Origin of the sequence: Serratia sp. ME47, from assembly GCF_903970925.1 — a bacterium.
In the GTDB taxonomy this organism is placed as follows: Bacteria; Pseudomonadota; Gammaproteobacteria; order Enterobacterales; family Enterobacteriaceae; genus Serratia; species Serratia ureilytica.
The window spans coordinates 1-1,773 of sequence record NZ_CAJCKE010000061.1 but is presented as its reverse complement, the minus strand read 5'-3'; the positions used below and the strand labels follow the sequence as shown (position 1 = coordinate 1,773).

The following is a 1,773-nucleotide window of genomic DNA, read 5'->3' as shown; positions in this document are numbered from 1 at the left end:
TCCCGTTTGGTCATGACTGCAAAAAATGGCTGGTCAGTTATACGGTTATCTTGGGTGCGGATTAGCTCACCGATAGCACTCAGTTCAGAGCGCTCGCGCTTCAGCGCCGCATTCTCCACAGCCAGCGCATCGCGCTCAGCCTCAAGCGCGCTCACCTTCTGCTGGTGGGCATCAAACCGAACGTATTCACCATGCTCCGCCTCTCTGGCGAACGGCTCAAAGCGAGCCGCGTGCATGGCGTAATCAGGGGTAAAGCGCTTGATGGTTGTCATTCGTCGTCTCCCAGCACCCAACGGAGCGCCTGAGCGTAAGCACCGCTCGCACCCTCAAGGGCTTTCGTGATTTCTTTTCGGGACTTCATGCGGGGTTTGGCATCGCCAATCACCTGGCGCTGCCGGCGTGCCTTTTCGTGGCCTTTGGTGCCGGCGGTGGCCTCTTCAACTTCTTTCACCTTTTCGCGCTGTTCGTCGGGTGAGAGGTTCGCGAGCTGGCGCGCCTGCGTAACGGTAATGTCGCCAGATTCAACCGCATCTTTAACTGCCTGAGTGGCATCGAGCAGGGCGAGTGTAGCGCGGATCGTCTGCACGCCGACGCCAAACATCAGGGCAAGGTCTTTTTCGTCGTGACCCCGCGTCAGCGCATCAGCCATTTTCTTGGCACGACCCAGTGGCGTGTCTGCCTGAAAGATTTCATTGGCACTAATCATCACCTCAGCAACGCTAAACGGTGATCCACGCCTGACGACCGCCGGCACCAGAAGAGGTTTTTTGCCTTCTTCCCGCAGACGTTTATTGGCTTCGAGGGTGTTTTTAACCCGCTGGCGACCTTCAACTACGCAGGAGCGGCCTGTCTCTGGGTCTTTCCAGATAACGATCGGCTCAATCACTCCCAACTTCATGATGCTAAGCACAGTCGGTTCATGGAGAGGAAGGTGGATGCGTTCGTCGTAAAGCGGGTGCGTTTTATCAGACACCAGGTGCAGATTTTCAGGCTCGAACATCAACACGTTAGTTTTACCGCTGGCGCCGTATGCTTCCGTTGAGTTTTTGGCCATGCATCAACTCCAGACCGCGCCGGCAGTCAGCAGGCACAGGGTAAAAATGAGTAGGTAGAAAAGGTGTTTGCCGTGGTGGCGCTTAGGGGCGAAATCGCCCCCGGTCAGGTCGTACTTGTGCTGAATACGAGCGTTGAGGCTTACCATGTTGGCCTCCGCTGCTGGGTGTACAGGCGGCGCTGCAGTGTTCTGATGTTCTGGCGGACGACGTACACCGGCGCGCAGGTATCGGCGCAGACGAGGATTCTCACGGCCTTATATCTGCCGTCCTCGTAGCGCTGAATGCTTACGGACTGTTTGGCTACGTCGCGCGTCTGGCCGCAGTGTTCACAGCGTTGGGTAGTGGTTTGCATAACATGTCCTCTCAATGAAATTCACATGGATAAAGGCGCTGCCTGAGTTGATGCACGCGCTCGGTTTCCCTACGGTTCCAGCACACTGGAGCAGGGCAGCGCCTTTACTGATGTGAAAAAAAGAGCCCCGGCGAGCGGGGCAAAGGATGTGACAAGGGAAGTGGTACTGAGCAGGCTTGTGATTTCTCACGCACCTGGTGGCGCATCGAACCGGGGCTTTATACTGTGTAGGTTAAAAGGTGAACCGAAACGATACGCCACCAGATAGGTGAGGTATTGGGCTGACCACTCATGAGGTAGGATCCTTCACCGCTTCCAGAATTTAAGGAATCGGGCGAGTGGTCAGCCTAATACGCCGGCATTAAC

The 1,773-nt window shown here is 56.1% G+C and carries 3 protein-coding genes and 1 pseudogene; all 4 read right to left on the bottom strand.

Annotated features, from left to right (window positions below):
• Positions 1-272, bottom strand: a pseudogene (locus H7A77_RS25410) (hypothetical protein); the annotation flags it as partial.
• On the bottom strand, positions 269-1,054 hold the full coding sequence (locus tag H7A77_RS25405; RefSeq protein ID WP_182074837.1) for a ParB/RepB/Spo0J family partition protein: 786 nt from the start codon (positions 1,052-1,054) through the stop codon (positions 269-271). The gene H7A77_RS25405 and the pseudogene H7A77_RS25410, both read right to left, overlap by 4 nt.
• A 3-nt stretch (positions 1,055-1,057) precedes the next feature.
• A complete protein-coding gene (locus H7A77_RS25400) occupies positions 1,058-1,201 on the bottom strand; it encodes a hypothetical protein (RefSeq protein ID WP_154582428.1) in 144 nt (47 codons plus the stop codon).
• Positions 1,195-1,407 (bottom strand): hypothetical protein, encoded by a 213-nt coding sequence (locus H7A77_RS25395; protein ID WP_182074836.1) that lies wholly within the window; start codon positions 1,405-1,407, stop codon positions 1,195-1,197. Before H7A77_RS25395 ends, H7A77_RS25400 begins: the two co-directional genes overlap by 7 nt.
• Between the last annotated feature and the right edge of the window lie 366 nt (positions 1,408-1,773).

Bases quoted from the DNA above. Each gene is read 5' to 3' on its own strand.
- H7A77_RS25405 (WP_182074837.1), bottom strand. From the start codon at position 1,054: ATGGCCAAAAACTCAACGGAAGCATACGGCGCCAGCGGTAAAACTAAC.
- H7A77_RS25400 (WP_154582428.1), bottom strand. From the start codon at position 1,201: ATGGTAAGCCTCAACGCTCGTATTCAGCACAAGTACGACCTGACCGGG.
- H7A77_RS25395 (WP_182074836.1), bottom strand. From the start codon at position 1,407: ATGCAAACCACTACCCAACGCTGTGAACACTGCGGCCAGACGCGCGAC.